The organism is Roseateles violae, assembly GCF_030410485.1.
Lineage (GTDB): Bacteria > Pseudomonadota > Gammaproteobacteria > Burkholderiales > Burkholderiaceae_C > Roseateles_D > Roseateles_D violae.
In genome coordinates, this window is sequence record NZ_JAUHHC010000001.1 from 357,634 (window position 1) to 375,078 (window position 17,445).

The window sequence follows — 17,445 nt, forward strand, 5'->3', positions numbered from 1 at the left end:
GGGGTTCACTTCAAAGCGGACGGTTCGCATCGCGGTCGGGCGCGCGGCGTTGCGGAGCCAGCAACAGCAGCGTGGCCAGCGGCCACAGCAAGGCCTCGAACAGCGGGGCCAGCAGCAGCGACCAGCCCGGCCACATGCCGCCGACGGCCAGCCGCACCAAGAGCGCCACCACATGCGCGACGAAGAACAGCGGCAGCACCTGCATCGCCTGCGCGGGCAGGCTGAACCAGGGCAGGCGGCGGTGCATCATGATCGCGCCGAAGCTCAAGACGCTGTAGGACAGCGCATGCTGGCCGAGCAGCGAGCCATGGTGGACATCGACCAGCAGCCCGAAGATGAAGGCCCAGACGACGCCAACGCGGCGCGGCTGGTGCACGCCCCAGAACACCAGCACGACGGCCAGCAGATCCGGCATCGCCGCAAGGCGGCCGATCGGCACCATATCGACCATCAGCGCCAGCAGCAGCGTCAGCGCGATGAAGAAGGGGTTGACCGGCAGCAGCAGCTGGTCGGATCCGCGCGGCATGATCATCGCGAGGCTCCCGATGCGGCGGCGCGGGCGGCATGCGCCTCGGCCTTCTCGGCGCGTTCGGCCTTCTTCTCGGCCTTCTTGGCGGCCTTGACGGCCAGCGCGCTGGCCGCCTCGCTGGCCGCCGCGGCGGCCGCCTCGGCGCGCGCCGACTCGAAGGCCGCCAGCGGCTGCAGCACCAGCACATGGCGGGCGCTGTCGGGCTGGGCCAGCGGCTGCAGGCCGACGCTGGCGAAGCTGGTGTCACCGCGCCGCTCGACACTGGTGACCTTGGCCACCGGCAGGCCGGACGGATAGACGCCGTCCAGGCCCGAGGTCGTCAGCAGGTCACCGATCTTGATGTCGGCATTGGCGGCCAGGAAGCGCAATTCCATGCTGGAACCATCGGCGCTGCCGAAGGCGGCATTGCGCTGCTGCGTGCGCATGTTCAGCACCGGAATCGCGGCGTCCTTGTCGTTCAGCAGCGTGACCTCGCTGGACAGGGTGTAGACCCTGGTGACCTGGCCCAGCACGCCGGCGTCGTTGATGACCGGAGAACCTGGCTGCACGCCCTGGCGGCTGCCGCGGTCGATGACGACCTTGCGCGAATAGGGGTCGGGCGTCTCGTACAGCACCTCGGCCGTCAGCGCCTCGACCTGCAGCGCCGGGCGCAGGCCCAAGAGCTTGCGCAGGCGCTCGTTCTCGGCCTGCAGTTCCTGCGCCCGCGACAGCCGCTCGGCCTGCTGCACCAGCTGCAGCCGCGCCTGGTTCTCGGCCGCCATCGCGCGCTCGGTGCCGCGCAGATAGTCGCCAAGCTTGTCCCAGGCGTCGACCGGCGTCAGCAGCAGGCGCTGCACCGGATGCAGGGCCAGGGCCAGCGCGGCGCGCGCCGGCGTGGCGAGCTTGAAGCGCGCATCGGCCACCATCAGGAGGATGGCCAGAGCGGCGCAGAACAAGAGCTTGGTCAGCGCCGACGGCCCTTGGCGGAAGAACGGCGGTGGGGTGCGATCCAGGGTGCCCAGTGGCATGGCGTAAGGGGTTCAGACCGCGCTAAGGCTATGACGGAGCTGGCAATGAACAAGGGGCCCTGAGGCCCCGTCGCTGGCGTTTATTCCGAGGTGAAGATCGAGCCCAGGCGCTCCATGCGCTCCAGCGCCATGCCGCAGCCGCGCACCACGCAGGTCAGCGGGTCTTCGGCCACCAGCACCGGCAGGCCGGTTTCCTCGGCCAGCAGGCGATCGAGGTCGCGCAGCAAGGCGCCACCGCCGGTCAGCATCATGCCGCGCTCGGCGATGTCGGCGCCCAGTTCGGGCGGCGTCTGCTCCAGCGCGTTCTTGACGGCGGAAACGATCTGGTTCAGCGGGTCGGTCAGCGCCTCCAGGATCTCGTTGCTCGAGATCGTGAACGAGCGCGGCACGCCTTCGCTGAGGTTGCGGCCCTTGACCTCCATCTCCTTGACCTCGGAGCCCGGGAAGGCGGAGCCGATGCTCTTCTTGATCGCCTCGGCCGTCGGCTCGCCGATCAGCATGCCGTAGTTGCGGCGGATGTAGTTGATGATGGCCTCGTCGAACTTGTCGCCGCCGACGCGCACGCTGCCCTTGTAGACCATGCCGCCCAGCGAGATCACGCCGACCTCGGTCGTGCCGCCGCCGATGTCGACGACCATCGAGCCCGAGGCCTCCGAGACCGGCAGGCCGGCACCGATCGCGGCGGCCATCGGCTCCTCGATCAGGTAGACCTCGGAAGCTCCCGCCCCCAGGGCGGATTCACGAATGGCGCGACGCTCCACCTGGGTCGAACCGCAGGGCACGCAGATGATGATGCGCGGGCTGGGCCGCAGCATCTTCGAGTCGTGCACCATCTTGATGAACTGCTTGAGCATCTGCTCGGTGACGGTGAAGTCGGCGATCACGCCGTCCTTCATCGGGCGGATCGCCTCGATATTGCCCGGCACCTTGCCCAGCATGGCCTTGGCCTCGCGCCCGACGGCCTGGATGGTCTTCTTGCCGTTCGGGCCGCCCTCGTGGCGGATCGAGACGACCGAGGGCTCGTCCAGCACGATGCCCTTGCCTCGCACATAGATCAGCGTATTGGCGGTGCCGAGGTCGATGGCGAGATCGGTCGAGATGTAGCGACGCAGGGAAGCGAACATATTTGTTTGCGGCGTCCGGACCGGCATCCGGGCCCTTCGGGCTCGAGATCGCCGGCGCCTCGCGCGTTGATCGGTGAAAGCGGTTCTTCGGGGCCGCACCGGCCGGGCCGGCGGCGGCCAAATTGTTCCTACATAAGCGTCGAGGCCGCTAAACCTTGCGGTTCGGCGACCCCGATGCGCATGAGATAAGCGGAGATAATACCCGATCACCCCCTGGATTCGCGCTGCCGCAGGCCGCCGCGGACCAACTATCCGGACCCATTTGACGCACTTTTAGGACTTGGTTTGCCCATGGCCCTGACCCCACAAGACGTCAGCCGCATCGCCCACCTGGCGCGGCTGGAACTGCAGGAGGCCGAAAGCGCGGCCCTGCTGCCGCAGCTGAACGGCTTCTTCTCCATCGTCGAGCAGATGAGCGCGGTCGACACGCGCGGCGTCGAGCCCCTGTACACGCCCCTGTCCACCGTGCAGCAGGTCGCCCTGCGCCTGAGGGAGGACCGGGTCACCGAGAGCAATCAGCGCGAGCTGAATCAGCGCAGCGCCCCGGCCGTCGAGGACGGCCTGTTCCTGGTGCCGAAGGTGATCGAATGAGCGGCCTTGACCCAAAGCCCCTGCACCAGCTCGGCGTCGCCGAACTGGGCCGCGCGCTGGCCGCGAAGAGCGTTTCCAGCGCCGAATTGACGCAACACCTTCTTGCACGTGTTACCTCGCACGAGGCGCTCGGCGCCTTCCTGCACGTCGACGCCGACGCCGCCCTAGCCGCCGCCAAGGCGGCCGACGCGCGCCGCGCCGGCGGCGACACCGGCGCCCTCCTCGGCGTGCCGCTGGCGCACAAGGACATCTTCGTCACCCGCGACATGCCGACCACGGCCGGCTCGAAGATCCTGGCCGGCTACCGCAGCCCCTTCGATGCCACCGTGCTGGCCCGGCTGTTCGCCGCCGGCACCGTCTCGCTGGGCAAGCTGAACTGCGACGAGTTCGCGATGGGCTCGGCCAACGAGAACTCGGCCTATGGCCCGGTCGCCAACCCCTGGGACGCCGCGCGCGTGCCGGGCGGCTCCTCGGGCGGCTCGGCCGCGGCCGTCAGCGCGCGCCTGGTGCCGGCCGCGACCGGCACCGACACCGGCGGCTCGATCCGCCAGCCGGCCAGCTTCACCGGCATCACCGGCATCAAGCCGACCTATGGCGTGTGCTCGCGCTACGGCATGATCGCCTTCGCTTCCAGCCTCGACCAGGCCGGCCCGATGGCGCGCAGCGCCGAGGACTGCGCGCTGCTGCTGTCGGCAATGAGCGGCTTCGACGAGCGCGACGCGACCAGCGTCGAGCGGCCGCCGCAGGACTTCCATGCGCAGATGCAGCAGGCTCGCGAAGGCGCGACGGCCGCGCAGCCCTTGAAGGGCCTGCGCATCGGCCTGCCGAAGGAGTTCTTCCCGGCCGGCCTCAGCAGCGATGTCGACAAGGCCGTGCGCGAGGGCCTGTCGCAGATGGAGAAGCTCGGCGCCACGCTGGTCGAGGTCAGCCTGCCGCGCACCGAGCTGGCGATTCCGGTCTACTACATCATCGCCCCGGCCGAGGCGAGCTCGAACCTGAGCCGCTTCGACGGCGTCAAGTTCGGCCACCGCGCCGCGCAATACGACGACCTGCTGGACATGTACAAGAAGACCCGCGCCGAAGGCTTCGGCGCCGAGGTCAAACGCCGCATCATGATCGGCAGCTATGTGCTGAGCCACGGCTACTACGACGCCTACTACCTGCAGGCGCAGAAGCTGCGCCGCATGATCGCCGACGACTTCCAGCAATGCTTCACGCAATGCGATCTGATCGCCGGCCCGGTGGCGCCGACGGTGGCCTGGAAGCATGGCGAGGGCAAGGACGATCCGGTCAAGGCCTATCTGGCCGACATCTTCACGCTGCCGGGCTCGCTGGCCGGCCTGCCCGGCATGAGCGTGCCGGTCGGCTTCGGCGAGGGGGGCATGCCGGTGGGCCTGCAGCTGCTGGGCAACTACTTCCAGGAAGGCCGGCTGCTGCATGCGGCCCATGCGCTGCAGCAGGCAACCGACTGGCACCAACAGGCTCCGAGCGGATACTGAGTTATGACGAACAAGCTAGTACGCGGCTACGAGATCGTGATCGGGCTGGAGAACCATGTCCAGCTGTCCACCCAGTCCAAGATCTTCAGCGGCAGCTCGACCGCCTTCGGCGCCGAGCCGAACACCCAGGCCTCGGCCGTCGACCTGGCGCTGCCGGGCACCCTGCCGGTGCTGAACCGCGGCGCCGTCGAGCGCGCGATCCGCTTCGGCCTGGCCGTCGGCGCCAAGGTCGCGCCGCTGTCGATCTTCGCGCGCAAGAACTACTTCTATCCCGACCTGCCCAAGGGCTACCAGATCTCGCAGTTCGAGATCCCGGTCGTGCAGGGCGGCAAGGTCGAGTTCTTCGTCGGCGACAAGAAGCACAGCGTCAACCTGACCCGCGCCCACCTCGAAGAGGACGCGGGAAAAAGCCTGCACGAGGACTACCACGGCCAGAGCGGCATCGACCTGAACCGCGCTGGCACGCCGCTGCTGGAGATCGTCTCCGAGCCGGACATGCGCTCGGGCGCCGAGGCGGCCGAGTATGCGAAGACCCTGCATGCGCTGGTGATGTGGCTGGGCATCTGCGACGGCAATATGCAGGAAGGCTCCTTCCGCTGCGACGTCAATGTCTCGGTGCGCAAGCCCGGCGAACCCTATGGCACGCGGCGCGAGATCAAGAACCTGAACAGCTTCCGCTATCTGCTGCAGGCGGTCGACTACGAGGTCAACTGGCAGATCGACCAGCTGGAGGACGGTCTGGCGATCCAGCAGGCCACGGTGCTGTTCAACCCCGACACCGGCGAGACCCGCGCGATGCGCAGCAAGGAAGACTCGGCCGATTACCGCTACTTCCCCGACCCCGACCTGCCGCCGCTGATGATCGCGCCGGAATGGGTGGAACGCGTCAAGGCCGAGATGCCCGAGCTGCCGGCGGTGATGGCGCAGCGCTTCCAGGACGTCGACGGCCTGCCGGCCTACGACGCGACGATGATGACGCAGAGCCTGGCCACCGCCCGCTTCTACGAGGCGGCGCGCGAGGGCTGCGGCGCGCCGAAGCTGGTCGCCAACTGGGTGATGGGCGAGATCTCGCGCCGGCTCAATGCGGAGGAGCGCGCGATCGATGCGAGCCCGGTGCCGGCCATGACCCTGGCCGCGCTGATCAAGCGCATCCAGGACGGCACGATCTCGAACAACGCCGCCAAGCAGGTATTCGAGGCGCTGTGGAGCGGCGAGGGCTCGGATGTCGACGCGCTGATCGAGGCCAAGGGCCTGAAGCAGATGAGCGACAGCGGCGAGCTTGAGCGCATCCTCGACGAAGTGCTGGCGGCCAATGCCAAGTCGGTGGAGGAGTACCGCGCCGGCAAGGACAAGGCCTTCAATGCGCTGGTCGGCCAGGCGATGAAGGCGACCAAGGGCAAGGCGAACCCCAGCGCCGTCAACGAGTTGCTGAGGAAGAAGCTGGGCGGCTGATCAGCTTCAGTTGGTTCTTGCGGGCCGAGCGCCGGGCCGCCAACGGCCTGAGGCCGTTGGCCTTCGGCAGGCATAAACAGTCCGCAGGGACTGTTTATGTCCGGCCTCAGCCCGCCAAGCCGGCCCGCTGTGGCGATGTGCTTGCGGCTCAATGCCGCAAGCATCGCCGTCCCCTCGGGGCACCGGCCAAGGTACTCCTTGGACGGAGGGGCTTACTTCAGCGGCGCCGAGGCCGGATCGGCCATCGGCCCCAGGCTGCCCGGCGCGGCGCCGCCCCACAGCTTCTTCAGCCGCGCCAGCTCGGCGTCGTAGCGGTTGTTGATGCGCACCAGCTCGGCCTTCTGGTTCTCTATCAGCTGCTGCTGCGCCTCGACGGCGGCGTCGTTGGCATCGAGCTGCTGCTTGAGCTTGGCCGGCAACGGCTTGCCCTTGTAGAACTCGGCCTCGTCCAGCATCGGCTTGCGCTCCTGCGCCAGGCCCTGGATGCGGACCTCGGAGATGCGCATCGACTTGTTGACGTCGTCCAGCGCGCCGCTGCGCGCGCGCTGGTGCGCAGCCTCGTTGGGGAAGCGCTGCATCAAATTGCGATCGCGCCGCACCGCATCCTGCTGGGCCGCGCGCTCGGCGGCCAGGCGCCGGTCGCGCGCCTCCTGCACGGTGCGCTCCTCCGGCGACAGAAAGGGCGGCAGCACCGAGCGCAGCGAGCCGTCGGTGTTCAGGATGCGCTGCTCGCGGCTCGAGCATTCGACGATGGGTCGGTCCGAGGTCAGGCGCCGGCCGTCGGCGGTCGTGCAGGTGAAGATCGCCGGCTTGGCCGCCTGCTCGTTGGCCCGGACCGGCGCCGGCACGCTGGCAAGCCAGACGGCGGCAAGAACGGCGACGTAGGGGGTGGCGGCGGGGGTGCCGGCGGGCTTGCGCATCAGACTCCGTAGCGGTCGCGATAGGCTTGGACCGCGGCCGCATGGGCCACGACGGCCGGGTCGCTGGCCGTGCGCAGATACTGCAGCAAGTCCGACAGGCCGGCAATCGAGGCCACCGGCAAATGCAGGTGCTTCGTTACATACTGCACGGCCGACCAATCCATGTCGACGCCGTTCTCGGCCGCCTTCTCCTGACGGTCCAGCGCGATCGCGACGCCGCAGGGCGTGGCGCCGGCGGCCTGGATCATCGCGATCGATTCGCGCACCGAGGTGCCGGCGGAGATCACGTCGTCGATGATCAGCACGCGGCCCTTCACCGGCGCGCCGACCAGGGTGCCGCCCTCGCCGTGGTCCTTGGCTTCCTTGCGGTTGTAGGCAAAGGGCTTGTTATGGCCCAGCCGCGCCAGCTCCATAGCCACGGCCGCGGCCAGCGTGATGCCCTTATAGGCCGGGCCGAAGATCATGTCGAAGTCCAGGCCCGAGGCCAGCAGGCGCTGCGCATAGAACTGCGCCAGCTTCACCAGCTTGGCGCCATCGTCGAACAGGCCGGCATTGAAGAAATAGGGCGACAGCCGGCCGGCCTTGGTCTTGAACTCGCCGAAGCGCAGCACGCCGGCCTCGACCGCGAAGGCGACAAATTGCTGGGCCAGGGGATCGGGGGTCGATGCATTCATGCGCGGCATTGTAGGGGCGAGAAAAAGCCCGGCTCCAGGGCGGAAGCCGGGCTTCTCGGGGCGTTGCCGTGCTTAGAACAGCGCCTTGAACTGCACGCCGTAGGTGCGCGGATCGTTGATGAAACCGGTCAGATTGTTGAAGTCGATCGCGCCGGTGACGCGGACCTGGTTGGTGATGTTGCGACCGAAGACCGCGGCCTCGTACTTGCCGTTGTTCCAGATATAGCCCAGGCGCAGGCCGCCTTCGGTCAGCGACTTGCCGGTGAACTCGACCGACTCGTAGAGGAAGAAGTTGACCTTGGAGCGGTAGACCCAGTCGGTGTAGATGAAGAACTCGTTGCCGGCCGCCGTCGGGATCGCATAGCGGGCGGTCAGGTTGCCGACGTACTTCGGTGCCTGCGGCAGCTGGTTGCCGCCGATGAAGAACTGGCCGGCGCCGGCCGAGGGATCGGTCACCGTGCAGCCGCCGCCGCAACCGGCGACCGACAGGCTGTTGTCCTTGATCTTCGCGTCGTTGTAGCTGCCGGAGAGCGTGATGATCAGGTCATCGATCGGCAGCAGGTCGAGGTTCAGCTCGATGCCCTGACCTGTTGCCTTCTTCGCGCTCTTGACCGCATTGCTGTTGCCGCTGCCGCCGACCTCGGTCAGCTGCAGGCCATCGACGTCGTAATGGAAGACGGCGGCCGAGATGCGCGCGCGGCGGTTCCAGAAGTCGCTCTTGATGCCGGCCTCGTAGGAGATCAATTCCTCGGGCTTAGCGATCGTCATCGGGCCGAAGGCCGAAGCCGGCAGGATGGCCGAGCCGCGGAAGCCGGTACCGATGCGGGCGTAGACATTGGTGTCCTTGCTCAGCGCGTAAATGCTCGACAGGTCCCAGGTCCACTTCGAGTCCTTGGTGTTGGCGGACAGGCCTTGCGAAGCGTCCAGCACGCCATCGGCCGTCGAGGTCGACAGCGTCTTCTTGTCCTCGGTGTATCGCAGGCCGCCGCGCAGTTCCAGATCGTTCGTCAGCTTGTAGTTGACGTTGCCGAAGGCCGCGTAGGCGCGGTTGGTCTGGTGCGTGCGCGTCGAGTCGACATAGGCATTGGCCGGCGAGCTGTAGTTGATGCTCTCGACCGTGTAGCGCTCGTCGAAGAAGTAGACGCCGCCCTGCCAGCGCAGCGGGCCGCTGCCATTGGACTCGAGGCGGAACTCCTGCGTCAGCTGGCGGTGATCCTTCAGCGCGTCCGAGGTCTGCGAGGGGAAGAAGGCCATGCCCATCTTCGGATAGGGCGGCAGCGCGAAGCTGGCGCCGCCGAAGTAGACGTCGCCGGCGTCGACGTCGCCGCGGCTGTAGGGCTGCACCGTCTCGATGCCGGTGATCGAGTTCAGCGTCGCCGAACCGAAATTCCACTTCAGGCGGGCGCTGCCGCCGGTGGCGTGCAGGCGTTGCTCGTTGATGCCGTCGAACGAGGCCTTCTCCGGATCGAAGCCGTCCATCAGATTGTTGGTGCCGGGCTTGATGATGCTGGCGCGGAACAGGCGCGGGCTGCCATCGAGCTCGCGGTTGTGCGCGTTCAGGAGCATCGAGAAGTCCTTGTTCGGCTCGTACAGCACTTGCGCGCGGACCGCGCGGTCGTCATAGCCCTCGGTCTTGCGCGTGGGGCTGGTGGCGTTCTGGTTGTCGACCCAGTCGTCGCGGTGCTGGATTTGCGCCGAGATGCGCGCCGACCAGTCGCCGCCCAGCGGCAGGTTGAAGGCGCCGTCGGCATTGATCGTGCCGTAGCTGCCGTAGGACGCGTTGAAATAGCCCTCCTGCTTCTGCGAGGGGCGCACCGAGTCGAACTTGACGACGCCGGCCGGCGTGTTGCGGCCGAACAGGGTGCCCTGCGGGCCGGCAATCACTTCGACCGCCTTCAGGTCGAAGACCGGGAAGCCCTTCAGGATCGGGTTCTCCTGCACCACATCGTCATAGACCAGCGAGACCGGCTGCGAGGCGTTCAGGCGGAAGTCGGTGTTGCCGTAGCCGCGGATGTAGAAACGCGGGAAGGCGCGGCCGAAGGACGATTCGATGTTCAGGCTGGGCACGCGGCCGGAGAGGAAGCGCACGTCCTGGCCGCTGGAGTTCAGCACCTCGAGCTTCTCGCCGCTGAGGCTGGAGACGGCGTTGGGCACGTCCTTGATGTTCTCGACGCGGCGCTCGGCGGTGATGGTCACCGTCTCGAGCTGGTTCTTCTCGACCGGCTTGGTGGCGGCGCTCGTGTCCTGGCTCTGGGCCAGCGCGGGCCAGGCGGCCAGCGCCACGGTGATGGCGGCTGCGAGCTGTTTCGTTTGCATTGGGTTCATGCGGAACTCCGGGATAGGGGCGATCGCTGAATCTAGCAAGAGCCATGCCCCGATCCGGTGACAGCCGTACCGGTGCCCCGGAAAAAAGCCGGCGACTGTTGCCAAAACCCCGCAGTCCTTTCCATTCGGACCGGCTGCGATACTGCGGCCTCGCCGAACCGGCCCCCAACTCTTTCCTCTCACCATGCGCTTCATCACCGCCAATCTGAACGGCATCCGCTCGGCCGCCAACAAGGGCTTCTTCGACTGGCTGCCGCAGCAGCAGGCCGACGCCGTCGGCGTGCAGGAGGTCAAGGCGCAGGACGAGCATGTGGCCAATATCTTCTGCAGCCCCGGCGGGCTGAAGGGTCACTTCCACTATGCGCAGAAGAAGGGCTATTCGGGCGTGGGTCTCTACACCCGCGAGGAGCCCAGCGATCTGATCACCGGCATCGGCGTGCCCGAGTTCGACGACGAGGGTCGCTATATCGAGAAGCGCTTCGACAAGCCCGGCCGCAAGCTCAGCCTGATCAGCTGCTATTTCCCCAGCGGCTCCAGCGGCCCCGAGCGCCAGGAGGCCAAGTACCGCTTCCTGGCCGCGATCTATCCGCATCTGCAGGCGCTGAAGGCCGAGCGCGACTTCATCCTGGTGGCCGACGTCAATATCGCCCACAAGGAAGCCGATCTGAAGAACTGGAAGGGCAACCAGAAGAACAGCGGCTTCCTGCCCGAGGAGCGCGCCTGGCTGAGCAAGCTCTTTGCCACGGACAAGGAGGGGGGCGGCCTGGTCGACGTCTACCGCCGCCTGCAGCCCGACACCACCGACGCCTGCTATACGTGGTGGAGCAACCGCGGCCAGGCCTATGCGAAGAACGTCGGCTGGCGTCTGGACTACCACCTGGCCACGCCGGCGCTGGCCGCGCTGGCGCGCCGCGAGGCGATCTACAAGGACCAGAAGTTCAGCGACCATGCGCCGCTGACGATCGACTACGACTTCACGCTCTGAGATCGCCCAGCGGTCGGCGGCATCGGTATACAAAGCCGGCCGCCGCCACTATCCTGGCCGCCGTCACCAGGAGCCCCGTATGACGATGAGCAAGCGCCTGATCCGCGGCATCGGCCTCGGCCTGATCACGATGCTGATGCTGCTGCGGCCGGCCGGCGCTGCAAGCAAGCCCGAGGTCACCAGCCTGGGCCCCGAGCGGCCGACGAGCGCGATGTACGTCGGCAACAGCTTCTTCTATTACAACAACAGCCTGCACGGCCATGTGGGCCAGCTGGCCGCGGCCACGCAACCGGCCCTGCCCTGGCGCAGCGTCTCGATCACGATCAGCGGCTCGGGCTTCGACTGGCACGACGTCGAGTCCTACTTCCGGCCCGACGCGGTCGGCGCTTACAGCTTCGATCGCGACAACAACATCGTCTTCAACAAGGGCAAAAGCAAGCTCTGGGATCTGTTGATCACGATGGACTGCAGCCAGTGCCCGATCCATCCGCAGCTGGGCAAGGTCTTCCACGAGTACGCGCGCAAGAACGCCGAGACCGCGCGCCGCCACGGCGCCGAGCCGGTCTTCTTCATGTCCTGGGCCTACGGCCGCGCTGGCCGAGGCCTATACCGAGGCCGGCAATGCCAACAAGGCGCTGGTGATCCCGGTCGGCCTGGCCTTCGCGCGCTCGCTGGCGCAAAAGCCCGAGCTGATCCTGCACGCGCCCGACAAACGCCACCCGAGCCTGGCCGGCACCTATCTGGCCGCCTGCAGCGTCTAGGCGGCGATCTTCGGCCGCTCGCCCGAAGGCCTCGCCTACACGGCCGGCCTCGACGCGGCCACGGCGCGCCATCTGCAGAGCGTTGCCTGGCAGGCGGTGCGTGCCTATTACGACGGCAAGGGCGAGGGCAAGGGCGACTGAGCGCCGCTCAGCCCTCGCCGATCAGGCTCGCGACGCGCTCGTCGGTCAGCCGCATCGGCATCGACTGCGCCGACAGTAGCGCGACCACCGCATGCTCGTCGCGCGCGCTGTCGCGGCGCAAAGGCGTCAGCCGCGGTTCGCCGGCGGCATTGGTCAGGCTGGCGACCAGCGGGCGGTGCGCCTTCTCGCCATTGCGCACGACGATGCCGAGCTCGCCCGAGGCCAGGCGCACGACGCTGCCCGGCGGGAAGATGCCGAAGGCCTTGATCAGCGCGGCGGCCAGGGGGCTCTCGGCGCTCATCTGCAGCAACTCGGCGCCGGCCTGCTGCGCGCTCATCGCCGGGCGGCTGGCGCGGCTGCTCAGCCGCGCCGTGTAGACATCGGCGAAGCGCAACATCTCGGCCAGCTCGCCGACATCGCGGCTGCCGTTCGGATAACCGGAGCCGTCGGCGACCTCGTGGTGCGTGAGCACCGCCTCCAGCCAGTCCTGGTCGGTGATGCCGGCCTCGCCCAGCATCTCGGCGCTGCGGATCGGGTGCTCGTGGATGGCCTCGCGCTGCTTGGCCGTCAGCGGCGAGACCTGCGAGGACAGCCGCGCCTGCAGTTCCAGCATCGACAGATTCATCGTCAGCGCGGCCTGGAAGGCGCGGCGCTGCTCGGCCGGGCCCCAGCCCAGATAGCGCGCCGCCGCCTGGCAGGCGGTGGCCGCATGGATCGAATGGTTGATGCCGTAATGGCCGCCGCTGTCCGGCTGGCGCACCACCTGCGACAGCGCCACGTCGGGCGAAGCATCGATCAGGCTTAGCAGCAGGTCGGTCGCGCTGTCCAGCGCATCGAGCAGCTGCGGCAGCGGCAGGCCCAGCGCCTGCCGCACGTCGCGGCCGCCGCGCTCCCAGGCGGCCGGCAGCCGCGCCAGCCGCTGCTGCAGCGATTCGCGCTGCCGCCCGGGCTGCTGGATCGCCTCGGTCAGTTCGTCCACCTCCACCAGCGCACCGCGCTTGAACAGCGCCTCCAGCTGCTCCTCGTCGGCGATCACCTGCCCGCGCGCCAGCAGCAGCATGCGCCCGGCGTCGCGCACGCTGAAGGGCAGCGGTGCGCCGAGCATGATCCTGTTCTTGACGGAGGAGAGTGTGCAGACGCGCATCGATGACAGCGAGATACGGGCTTATCCCCGCGCAAAAACGGGCCAGGCGCACTCTACCTCGGCCGCAGCGCCGCAATCGCCGCAAAAGCCGCCGACAAACGGCCGGCGAGCGGCCAGCGAACGGCCAGCGCGCGAATGTGAAAACTACCCGTCCGCCGCCGCAGCCCATCCAGCGGGCACGACAGCCCTCGGGCGCGCGAGCATTTACAGCCCCGGCCAATTGCCAGAACATCCGCGCGACCTCCCGCCAAGCCATCATGGACGACGCCGCAAGACCCGACCCCGAGCGCACCACCGAGCCACCGGGCGCAGCGCTGGACGTGCTGATCGTCGGCGCCGGCCTGTCCGGCATCGGCGCGGCCCGCCATCTGCAGCGCCGCTGCCCCGAGCAGCGCTTCGAGATCGTCGAGGCGCGCGAGCGGCTGGGCGGCACCTGGGACCTGTTCCGCTATCCGGGCGTGCGCTCCGATTCGGACATCTACACGCTGGGCTATGGCTTCAAGCCCTGGACCGGCCGTCAGGCGATCACCGAGGGCCCGGCCATCCTCGACTACATCCGCGAGACGGCCGAGGAGGGCGGCCTTGCCGCACGCATCCGCTACGGTCACCGCGTCGTCGGCGCCGACTGGTCCAGCGAGGCCGCCTGCTGGCGGGTCGAGCTGGAGGCCGACGGCCGGCGCCGGCAGCTGAACGCGCGCTTTCTCTACCTGTGCTGCGGCTACTACAGCTATGCCGGCGGCCACCGCCCCAGCTTCGAGGGCGAGGCCGAGTTCCGCGGCACGATCGCGCTGCCGCAGTTCTGGCCGGCCGAGCTGGACCATGCGGGCCAGCGCGTCGTCGTGATCGGCAGCGGTGCCACGGCCGTGACCCTGGTGCCGGCGATGGCGCGCACGGCCGCCCATGTGACGATGCTGCAGCGCTCGCCCAGCTATGTGGTCAGCCGGCCCTCGGTCGACGCAATCGCGCAGGGCCTGCGCCGCGTCATGCCCGAGGCCTGGGCCTATGCGCTGACGCGCTGGAAGAACGTCGCGATCACCAGCTTCTACTACCGGCTGGCGCGCCGCCGGCCGGGCCTGTTCAAGCAGCGCCTGCAGCAGCTGGCCGCCGCGGCGCTGGGCTCGGCCGAGCAGGCCGCCGCCGCCTTCACGCCGCGCTACGAGCCCTGGGACCAGCGCCTGTGCGTCGCGCCCGACGGCGATCTGTTCCAGGCGCTGCGCGAGAGCCGCGCGTCCATCGTCACCGACACCATAGAGCGCTTCACGCCGGGCGGCCTGCGGCTGGCCGGCGGCCGTGAGCTGGCGGCCGACATCGTCGTCATGGCCACCGGCCTGAAGCTCAATGTGCTGGGCGACATCGCGGTGCGCATCGACGGCCGGCCGCTCGATGCGTCGGCACAGATGGCCTACAAGGGCATGATGCTCAGCGAGGTGCCGAATATGGTGATGGCCTTCGGCTACACCAATGCCTCCTGGACGCTGAAGGCCGACCTGACCGCCGCCTGGGTCTGCCGGCTGCTGCGCCATATGCGGCGCCACGGCCAGCGCATCGCCGTGCCGCGACGCGACCCGTCGGTGGCGAGCGAACCCTTCCTGTCCTTCAGCTCCGGCTATGTGCAGCGCGCCCTCGCCGCGCTGCCCAAGCAGGGCAATCGCCGGCCCTGGCAGGTGCACCAGAACTACTTTGCCGATCTGCGCGCGATCCGCTGGGGCCGGATCGCCGACGGCGTGCTGCAGCTGAGCCCCGACGCCCAGCCGATCAAGGAGAAGCGCCGATGAAGACCGACGGACAAGTCGCAGTGCTGACCGGTGCCGGCAGCGGCATCGGCCGCGCGCTGGCGCTGGCCCTGGCCCGGCGCGGCTGCCATCTGGCGCTGGCCGACATCAAAGCGGCCAGCCTGGCAGAGACCGCCGCCGAGGCGGCGCTGCTGGGCGTGCGGGTCAGCCAGCACGCGCTGGACGTCGCCGAGCGCACCGCCGTCGCCGCGCTGCCGGCTGCCGTGCTGGACACCCATGGCCAGGTCGATCTGCTGATCAACAACGCCGGCGTCGCCCTGGGCGGCCTGTTCGAGCAGATCGCCGAGGCCGATTTCGACTGGCTGATGGAGATCAATTTCCACGGCCTGGTGCGGATGACGCGCGCCTTCCTGCCGCTGCTGCGCGACAGCCCGTCCGCAGCCAGCCGCATCGTCAACATCTCCAGCATCTACGGCATCGTCGCGCCGCCGGGCCAGAGCGCCTACTCGGCCGCCAAATTCGCCGTGCGCGGCTTCTCGAATGCGCTGCGCCACGAGCTGCAGGGCTCTAAGATCGGCGTCACCGTCGTCCACCCGGGCGGCGTCGCGACGGCGATCGCGCGCAGCGCGCGGCTGCCCACCGGCGTACCCGATGGCGAGATCCGCGAACGTCTGGCACGCGTCGAGCGCCTGCTGAGGATGCCGCCGGCCCGGGCGGCCGAGATCATCGTCCGCGGCATCGAGGGCGGGCGCGATCGGGTGATCGTCGGCGCCGATGCGCGCGTCGCCGCGCTGCTGGAGCGGCTGTTCCCGGTTCACTACTGGCGCGTCCTGGGACGGCTGGTGCCGCACTGAAGAAGGTGGATGCCGATGATGGTATTGATCTCGCTGCTGATTGTTCTGGCCCTGCTGCTGGGCGCACTCTGGGCCTTCACCGGCCAGGCGGTGCGCCGCGTCGAGGCGGCGCTGCCGCCGCAGGGCCGCTTCGTCGAGGTGCCCGGCGCGCGGCTGCACATCGTCGAGCAGGGCGACAAGACCCGCCCGGCCCTGCTGCTGATCCATGGCCTGAGCGGCAATCTGCGCCATTTCACCCATGGCATGAGCGAGCGGCTGGCTGCCGACTTCCATGTCATCGCCGTCGACCGGCCCGGCGCCGGCTACTCGATCCGCGCCGCCGACGCCTTGGCCGGCCTGCCGACGCAGGCCGACGCGATGGCGGCCTTGATCGCCGCGTTGGGGCTGCAGCGTCCGGTCGTCGCCGGCCATTCGCTGGGCGGCGCGGTCGCGCTGGCACTGGCGCAGCGGCATCCGGACAAGGTCGGCGCCCTGGCCCTGATCGCACCGCTGACGCATACGCCGAGCCGCGTCTCGCCGGTCTTCGCCGGCCTGGACATCGGCAGCGCTTGGCTGCGCCGCCTGGTCGCCCACACGATCGCGCTGCCGATCGCCAAGGCGCGCAGCGAGGCCGTACTCGGCCTCGCCTTCGCGCCCGAGCCGGTGCCGCGCGACTTCGCGCTGAGCGGCGGCGGCCTCCTGACCGTGCGGCCCAGCCATTTCATCGGCGCCTCGGCCGATCTGGTCAGCGTGCCGCAGGACCTGCCCACGCTCGAACAGGGCTATGCCGGCATGACGCTGCCGGTCGGCGCCCTCTATGGCCGCGGCGACCGCCTGCTGGCGCCCGAGGAGCAGGGCACGCCGCTGATCGACAAGCTGCCGGGCGCGACGCTGGAACTGGTCGACGGCGGCCATATGCTGCCGCTGACCCAGCCCGCAGCCTGCGCCGACTTCGTCCGCCGCGTCGCCGCGCGTGCGGCAAGCTGAAGGCAAGGTTTTTGGTCTCGGCATAAGCTAACCTTTCGGTCCGAACCAAGGATCTTCACCAACAACAGGAGTGCCACCCATGTCGCTACGCATCAATGACACCGCGCCCAATTTCACGGCCGAGACGACCCAGGGCCGCATCGATTTCCACCAGTGGATCGGCGACCAGTGGGCGGTGCTGTTTTCGCACCCGAAGGACTTCACCCCGGTGTGCACGACCGAGCTGGGCTATATGGCCAAGATCGAGCCCGAGTTCACCAAGCGCAACACCAAGCTGATCGGCCTGTCGGTCGACCCGGTCGACAACCACAGCCGCTGGGTCAGCGACATCGAGGAGACCCAGGGCGCCAGCGTCAAGTACCCGATGATCGGCGACACCGATCTGGCCGTGGCCAAGCTCTACAACATGCTGCCCGCCGAGGAGGCCGGCACGTCCGAGGGCCGCACGGCCGCCACCAATGCGACGGTGCGCTCGGTCTTCATCATCGGCCCGGACAAGAAGATCAAGCTGATGCTGACCTATCCGATGACGACCGGCCGCAACTTCGACGAGATCCTGCGCGTGCTCGACTCGATGCAGCTGACCGCCAAGCACAAGGTCGCCACGCCGGCGAACTGGCAGCAGGGCCAGGACGTCATCATCGCCGGCTCGGTCTCGGACGAGGACGCGAAGACCCTGTTCCCGGACGGCTGGAAGGCGCCGAAGCCCTATCTGCGCATCGTCAAGCAGCCGGGCTGAG

17 protein-coding genes are annotated in these 17,445 nt (G+C 68.6%); 9 read left to right on the plus strand and 8 right to left on the minus strand.

Translation table 11 applies throughout. The annotated features are described in order from the left end of the window. Positions 1–10: 10 nt before the first annotated feature. From mreD to QWJ38_RS01530, 3 genes are all read right to left on the minus strand, one after another. Positions 11–532, minus strand: coding sequence for a rod shape-determining protein MreD (gene mreD / locus QWJ38_RS01520; protein WP_290357271.1), 522 nt, complete (start codon positions 530–532; stop codon positions 11–13). Beyond that, on the minus strand, positions 529–1,536 hold the full coding sequence (gene mreC, locus QWJ38_RS01525) for a rod shape-determining protein MreC (RefSeq protein ID WP_290357272.1): 1,008 nt from the start codon (positions 1,534–1,536) through the stop codon (positions 529–531). The genes mreD and mreC overlap by 4 nt, the downstream gene beginning before the upstream one ends. A gap of 80 nt (positions 1,537–1,616) precedes the next feature. Then, positions 1,617–2,660 (minus strand): rod shape-determining protein, encoded by a 1,044-nt coding sequence (locus QWJ38_RS01530; RefSeq protein ID WP_290357273.1) that lies wholly within the window; start codon positions 2,658–2,660, stop codon positions 1,617–1,619. A 291-nt stretch (positions 2,661–2,951) separates the two neighbouring features. Between QWJ38_RS01530 and gatC the strand changes: the two genes are divergently transcribed. Genes gatC through gatB form a run of 3 tightly spaced genes read left to right on the plus strand, consistent with a single transcriptional unit; the run spans position 2,952 to position 6,202 of the window. Continuing rightward, positions 2,952–3,251: an Asp-tRNA(Asn)/Glu-tRNA(Gln) amidotransferase subunit GatC gene (gene gatC / locus QWJ38_RS01535; RefSeq protein ID WP_290357274.1), complete on the plus strand. Its 300-nt coding sequence runs from the start codon at positions 2,952–2,954 to the stop codon at positions 3,249–3,251. Then, positions 3,248–4,750, plus strand: a complete 1,503-nt coding sequence (gene gatA, locus QWJ38_RS01540) for an Asp-tRNA(Asn)/Glu-tRNA(Gln) amidotransferase subunit GatA (protein WP_290357275.1) — start codon at positions 3,248–3,250, stop codon at positions 4,748–4,750. The genes gatC and gatA overlap by 4 nt, the downstream gene beginning before the upstream one ends. Before the next feature lie 3 nt (positions 4,751–4,753). After that, positions 4,754–6,202, plus strand: coding sequence for an Asp-tRNA(Asn)/Glu-tRNA(Gln) amidotransferase subunit GatB (gene gatB, locus QWJ38_RS01545; RefSeq protein WP_290357276.1), 1,449 nt, complete (start codon positions 4,754–4,756; stop codon positions 6,200–6,202). A 212-nt stretch (positions 6,203–6,414) separates the two neighbouring features. On the opposite strand, the gene QWJ38_RS01550 is transcribed toward gatB, so the two are convergent. From QWJ38_RS01550 to QWJ38_RS01560, 3 genes are all read right to left on the minus strand, one after another. Then, a complete protein-coding gene (locus QWJ38_RS01550; protein WP_290357277.1) occupies positions 6,415–7,122 on the minus strand; it encodes a hypothetical protein in 708 nt (235 codons plus the stop codon). After that, positions 7,122–7,796, minus strand: coding sequence for an orotate phosphoribosyltransferase (pyrE, locus tag QWJ38_RS01555; protein ID WP_290357278.1), 675 nt, complete (start codon positions 7,794–7,796; stop codon positions 7,122–7,124). Before pyrE ends, QWJ38_RS01550 begins: the two co-directional genes overlap by 1 nt. Positions 7,797–7,868: 72 nt before the next feature. Beyond that, complete coding sequence (locus QWJ38_RS01560; protein ID WP_290357279.1) at positions 7,869–10,121, minus strand: TonB-dependent receptor; 2,253 nt, start codon at positions 10,119–10,121, stop codon at positions 7,869–7,871. 184 nt (positions 10,122–10,305) lie between these two features. On the opposite strand from QWJ38_RS01560, the gene QWJ38_RS01565 reads away from it, so the two are divergent. Further along, the gene (locus QWJ38_RS01565; protein ID WP_290357280.1) at positions 10,306–11,106 is read left to right on the plus strand and encodes an exodeoxyribonuclease III; all 801 of its coding nucleotides are present in this window, start codon (positions 10,306–10,308) and stop codon (positions 11,104–11,106) included. Here the strand turns inward: QWJ38_RS01565 and QWJ38_RS01570 are convergent. Next, positions 11,096–11,617, minus strand: coding sequence for a hypothetical protein (locus QWJ38_RS01570; protein WP_290357281.1), 522 nt, complete (start codon positions 11,615–11,617; stop codon positions 11,096–11,098). The genes QWJ38_RS01565 and QWJ38_RS01570 overlap by 11 nt on opposite strands. Before the next feature lie 127 nt (positions 11,618–11,744). On the opposite strand from QWJ38_RS01570, the gene QWJ38_RS01575 reads away from it, so the two are divergent. Next, positions 11,745–11,867, plus strand: a complete 123-nt coding sequence (locus tag QWJ38_RS01575) for a hypothetical protein (RefSeq protein WP_290357282.1) — start codon at positions 11,745–11,747, stop codon at positions 11,865–11,867. A 148-nt stretch (positions 11,868–12,015) separates the two neighbouring features. Here the strand turns inward: QWJ38_RS01575 and QWJ38_RS01580 are convergent, their stop codons facing one another. After that, positions 12,016–13,113, minus strand: coding sequence for an HD-GYP domain-containing protein (locus QWJ38_RS01580; RefSeq protein ID WP_290357283.1), 1,098 nt, complete (start codon positions 13,111–13,113; stop codon positions 12,016–12,018). A gap of 296 nt (positions 13,114–13,409) precedes the next feature. Here QWJ38_RS01580 and QWJ38_RS01585 point away from each other — a divergent pair, with 296 nt between their 5' ends. From QWJ38_RS01585 to QWJ38_RS01600, 4 genes are all read left to right on the plus strand, one after another. After that, positions 13,410–14,927 carry a flavin-containing monooxygenase gene (locus QWJ38_RS01585; RefSeq protein ID WP_290357284.1) on the plus strand — a complete coding sequence of 506 codons (1,518 nt, stop codon included), beginning with the start codon at positions 13,410–13,412 and terminating at the stop codon, positions 14,925–14,927. After that, on the plus strand, positions 14,924–15,739 hold the full coding sequence (locus QWJ38_RS01590; protein WP_290357285.1) for an SDR family NAD(P)-dependent oxidoreductase: 816 nt from the start codon (positions 14,924–14,926) through the stop codon (positions 15,737–15,739). Before QWJ38_RS01585 ends, QWJ38_RS01590 begins: the two co-directional genes overlap by 4 nt. Positions 15,740–15,754: 15 nt before the next feature. Next, entirely contained in the window at positions 15,755–16,705 is a 951-nt protein-coding gene (locus tag QWJ38_RS01595) for an alpha/beta fold hydrolase (protein WP_290357286.1), read from the plus strand. A gap of 79 nt (positions 16,706–16,784) precedes the next feature. Beyond that, positions 16,785–17,444 carry a peroxiredoxin gene (locus QWJ38_RS01600; RefSeq protein ID WP_290357287.1) on the plus strand — a complete coding sequence of 220 codons (660 nt, stop codon included), beginning with the start codon at positions 16,785–16,787 and terminating at the stop codon, positions 17,442–17,444. Position 17,445 lies beyond the last annotated feature (1 nt).

Excerpts from the sequence above, each read along its gene's own strand:
- QWJ38_RS01585 (WP_290357284.1), top strand. The coding sequence starts at position 13,410 with ATGGACGACGCCGCAAGACCCGACCCCGAGCGCACCACCGAGCCACCG.
- gatB (WP_290357276.1), top strand. The coding sequence starts at position 4,754 with ATGACGAACAAGCTAGTACGCGGCTACGAGATCGTGATCGGGCTGGAG.
- gatA (WP_290357275.1), top strand. The coding sequence starts at position 3,248 with ATGAGCGGCCTTGACCCAAAGCCCCTGCACCAGCTCGGCGTCGCCGAA.
- pyrE (WP_290357278.1), bottom strand. The coding sequence starts at position 7,796 with ATGAATGCATCGACCCCCGATCCCCTGGCCCAGCAATTTGTCGCCTTC.
- QWJ38_RS01600 (WP_290357287.1), top strand. The coding sequence starts at position 16,785 with ATGTCGCTACGCATCAATGACACCGCGCCCAATTTCACGGCCGAGACG.
- QWJ38_RS01550 (WP_290357277.1), bottom strand. The coding sequence starts at position 7,122 with ATGCGCAAGCCCGCCGGCACCCCCGCCGCCACCCCCTACGTCGCCGTT.
- gatC (WP_290357274.1), top strand. The coding sequence starts at position 2,952 with ATGGCCCTGACCCCACAAGACGTCAGCCGCATCGCCCACCTGGCGCGG.
- QWJ38_RS01590 (WP_290357285.1), top strand. The coding sequence starts at position 14,924 with ATGAAGACCGACGGACAAGTCGCAGTGCTGACCGGTGCCGGCAGCGGC.
- QWJ38_RS01595 (WP_290357286.1), top strand. The coding sequence starts at position 15,755 with ATGATGGTATTGATCTCGCTGCTGATTGTTCTGGCCCTGCTGCTGGGC.
- QWJ38_RS01530 (WP_290357273.1), bottom strand. The coding sequence starts at position 2,660 with ATGTTCGCTTCCCTGCGTCGCTACATCTCGACCGATCTCGCCATCGAC.
- QWJ38_RS01560 (WP_290357279.1), bottom strand. The coding sequence starts at position 10,121 with ATGAACCCAATGCAAACGAAACAGCTCGCAGCCGCCATCACCGTGGCG.
- mreD (WP_290357271.1), bottom strand. The coding sequence starts at position 532 with ATGATCATGCCGCGCGGATCCGACCAGCTGCTGCTGCCGGTCAACCCC.
- QWJ38_RS01565 (WP_290357280.1), top strand. The coding sequence starts at position 10,306 with ATGCGCTTCATCACCGCCAATCTGAACGGCATCCGCTCGGCCGCCAAC.
- QWJ38_RS01580 (WP_290357283.1), bottom strand. The coding sequence starts at position 13,113 with ATGCTCGGCGCACCGCTGCCCTTCAGCGTGCGCGACGCCGGGCGCATG.
- mreC (WP_290357272.1), bottom strand. The coding sequence starts at position 1,536 with ATGCCACTGGGCACCCTGGATCGCACCCCACCGCCGTTCTTCCGCCAA.